A 3,454-nucleotide genomic window follows, 5' to 3' on the forward strand; every position below is an offset into this window, starting at 1 on the left:
TATGCCAGCATGTGGAACAGGCAGCGCGAGGCCGAGGCGGCGCGCGAGAAGCTCGCGCAGATCGACGACGACAATGTGGCGCCGAACCGCGTCCCGCCGCCGGTCGACGATCCGCTGGATGATGGGCCGAAGGGACCGCCGTCGAAGGACGGACCCAAAGATTCCTTGGCAACCGCCGCGGAATAATCCAAAACCAGCGCCACTTCCTGAAAGAAGGAAGCAGCCAGCCAGCAGTGAGTCTCGATGTCGATTGCGAATTCCATCCGTGCGCAGGTCCCGCCTGTTCATCCCGAGGGCTATCCGTTCATCGGCGGCTTTGCGCTGGTCAGCCTGGTCCTGTTCTGGATCTGGACGCCGCTCGGCTGGATCGGCACCATCCTGACCGTCTGGTGCGCGCTGTTCTTCCGTGATCCGGTGCGCGTCACGCCGGTGCGCGACGGCATCGTGGTGGCGCCAGCCGATGGCCGCGTCTCGATGATCGCGCAGGTGCTGCCGCCGGCCGAACTCGGCCTCGGCGACCGGCCGTTGCCGCGCGTGTCGATCTTCATGAGCGTGTTCAACTGTCACGTGAACCGCAGCCCGGTGGCGGGCCGCATCGACCGCATCGCCTACCGTCCCGGCGCCTTCATCAATGCCGAGCTCGACAAGGCGAGCGAGGACAATGAACGCAACTCGCTCGTGATCTCGACCACCAACGGGCGGATCGGCGTGGTCCAGATCGCAGGCCTCGTGGCGCGGCGTATTGTCTCATTCGTGCGCGAGGGACAGTCGATCGGCGCCGGTGAGCGGTTCGGCTTGATCCGCTTTGGCTCGCGGCTGGACGTCTATTTGCCCGAAGGCACGCGCGCACTGGTGTCCGAGGGCCAGACCGCGATCGCCGGCGAGACGATTTTGGCCGATTTCGGGTCGACCGAGCACGGAAGGACGTTCCGGGCCGATTAACCCCGTTTGGGGCTACCAAAGGGACGGCGGTCGCCGATGGCGAACCGGCCCGTGGTTGCTATATAATCACTGGCCATGCTGACCCCGGATCCCAGATACCCTGAGCTGCGCCGCCGCCGGTTTCGTCCGATCCCGGTGCGGATGCTGGTGCCCAACGTCATCACGCTGCTGGCGATCTGTGCCGGCCTGACGGCGATCCGCCTGTCGATCGAAGGGCGGATGGAGCTTGCGGTCGCGGCCATTGTGTTCGCAGCCGTGCTCGACGGCGTGGACGGGCGCGTCGCGCGCATGATCAAGGGCCAGTCGAAATTCGGCGCCGAGCTGGACAGCCTGGCGGACTTCGTCAATTTCGGCGTCGCGCCGGGCCTGATGCTGTATTTCTGGCAGCTCCATGAATTGAACAATGGCGGCTGGATCGCGGCCATGGTGTTTGCGATCGCAGGCGGCCTGCGCCTGGCGCGCTTCAACGCCTCCATCGACGATCCGAACAAGCCGGCCTTTGCGGCGAATTATTTCACCGGCGTGCCGGCGCCGGCCGGCGCGATCCTGGCGATGCTGCCGTTCTATCTGGCGTTTCTCGGCATCTCCAGGCCGCCGGCCGCGCTGACGGCCGCCTACACGCTGTTGATCGCGTTCCTGATGGTGTCGCGGCTGCCGGTGTTCTCCGGCAAGACGGTGAAGATGCGGGTGCCGCCGGAACTGGTGCTGCCGGTCTTCGTCTCGGTCGTGTTCTTCGTCGCGCTGCTGATCGGCTATCCCTGGTACATCCTGTCGATCGGCTCGGCGATCTATCTCCTCTGCCTGCCCTGGGGCTGGAAGTCCTACCGCGACCATGAGCGCAGCGCCGCCGCCGCGCAGGCGACAGCCGCGGCCGGCGCCGGCACTCCGCCGCCGGCGTCCGCGTCGTTTGCACCGCCGTCCGGCGATGCCGAGGACGAGCGGCCGGTGCGGCTGAACTAAGCGCACCCCGCGCGACTTTCGAAATATCTGCCGTGAGCGGCTGCCGAGTTGGGTTCGCGCCCAATCTCGGCTATACGGCCTGATGACGCGCGGCTTTCGAAGCCAGCCGGCAACAAGAACAATCAGGAGAGAACGCCGTGAACAAAGCCGTTACCGCCCCGCTGCCTGCTTCCGTCCTCGAGGCGCTGGCGCGCTATGACACCCCGACCATCTGCAATGCGATGGAGGTCGTGGCGCCCGAACGCCGCCTGATCGGCTACACCACCAAGCCGCTGGTCTGCCCGTTCCCCGATCTGCCGCCGATCGTCGGCTATGCCCGCACCGTGGCGATCCGCTCGGTGCTCAAATCCACCCTGCCGGCCGCCGAGCAGGCCAGGCGCCGCATCGACTACTACGAATATGTCGGCACCGGCTTCGGTCCGCGCATCACCGTGATCCAGGATATCGACGGCGCCGACGTCGGCTACGGCGCGTTCTGGGGCGAGGTGCAGAGCAACGTGCACAAGGCGCTCGGCTGCCTCGGCGTCATCACCGACGGCTCGATCCGCGACATCCCGCAATGGGCGCCGGGCTTCCAGGCGCTGGCCGGCTCGATCGGTCCGTCGCATGCATGGGTTCACGCCGAAAGCTGGGGCGGCGAGGTGCGCATCGCCGGCATGACCGTGCATTCCGACGATCTCATCCACGCCGACCAGCACGGCGCCATCGTCATCCCGCACGACATCGCCGCGAAGATTCCGGATGCCGCCGAGCTGTGCGGCCGGCGCGAGACGCCGATCCTGGAGATCGCGCGCAGCCCGGACTTCTCGCTCGAGAAGCTGAAAGAAGCGCTGAAGCGCTCGGCGGAGATCCACTGACGAGAGGCTGAATTCAAAAAAAGGCCAGGGCGAGGGGGAGATGCCATGAGGGGATTTTGGGCGGCGCTGTCGTTGTTGATCCTCGCAGGCATCGGAGTTGCCGAGGCGCAAACCTTTCCCTCGCGGCCGCTCACGCTGGTCGTGCCGTTCCCGCCGGGCGGATCGACCGACACCGCCGCGCGCATCATGGGCGAGCGGATGCGTGCGACGCTCGGTCAGTCCGTCGTGATCGAAAATGTCGGCGGCGCCGGCGGCAGCATCGGTGTCGGGCGCGTCGCGCGCGCCGCGCCTGACGGATACACCTTCGACATCGGGCAGTGGGACACCCATGTCGGCAGCATCATCTACAAGCTCGACTACGACCTCGAAAAGGATTTCGAGCCGATCGCGCTGGTCTCGAACAATCCGCAGCTGATGGTCGCGAAGAGGGACCTGCCGGCGAACACGCTCGGCGAGCTGGTGGCGTGGATGAAGGATAATCCCGGCAAGATCAATTTCGTCAACCAGAACGCGGCGGCGAACGTCACCGGCGTGTTGTTCGAGAGCCTGACCAGGCAGAAGGTGCAGTTCATTCCCTATCGCGGCGCAGGGCCTGCGATGACCGACCTCGTCTCCGGCACGGTCGACCTGCTGGTGGTGCAGGGCGCGGTGGCGCTGCCGCAGATCCGCGCCGGCAAGATCAAGGCGCTCGCCAA

At 66.3% G+C, this 3,454-nt stretch carries 5 protein-coding genes; all 5 read left to right on the forward strand.

Annotation, left to right across the window (positions count from 1 at the left end):
• The coding region (locus tag V7E26_RS29690) for a hypothetical protein (protein ID WP_324422946.1) at nt 1–186 on the forward strand (186 nt) is incomplete at its 5' end.
• 57 nt (nt 187–243) lie between these two features.
• Nucleotides 244–942 carry a phosphatidylserine decarboxylase gene (locus tag V7E26_RS29695; protein ID WP_324422947.1) on the forward strand — a complete coding sequence of 233 codons (699 nt, stop codon included), beginning with the start codon at nt 244–246 and terminating at the stop codon, nt 940–942.
• A 78-nt stretch (nt 943–1,020) separates the two neighbouring features.
• The gene (locus tag V7E26_RS29700; RefSeq protein ID WP_324422950.1) at nt 1,021–1,902 is read left to right on the forward strand and encodes a CDP-alcohol phosphatidyltransferase family protein; all 882 of its coding nucleotides are present in this window, start codon (nt 1,021–1,023) and stop codon (nt 1,900–1,902) included.
• A 137-nt stretch (nt 1,903–2,039) separates the two neighbouring features.
• On the forward strand, nt 2,040–2,759 hold the full coding sequence (locus V7E26_RS29705; RefSeq protein ID WP_324422948.1) for an RraA family protein: 720 nt from the start codon (nt 2,040–2,042) through the stop codon (nt 2,757–2,759).
• Nucleotides 2,760–2,804: 45 nt separating this feature from the next.
• On the forward strand, nt 2,805–3,454 hold a 650-nt coding region (locus V7E26_RS29710; RefSeq protein WP_324422949.1), incomplete at its 3' end, for a Bug family tripartite tricarboxylate transporter substrate binding protein.

This window comes from Bradyrhizobium sp. (assembly GCF_036735945.1).
In the GTDB taxonomy this organism is placed as follows: domain Bacteria; phylum Pseudomonadota; class Alphaproteobacteria; order Rhizobiales; family Xanthobacteraceae; genus Bradyrhizobium.

Coding starts and splice junctions, on each gene's coding strand:
- V7E26_RS29695 (WP_324422947.1), top strand. CDS start 244: ATGTCGATTGCGAATTCCATCCGTGCGCAGGTCCCGCCTGTTCATCCC.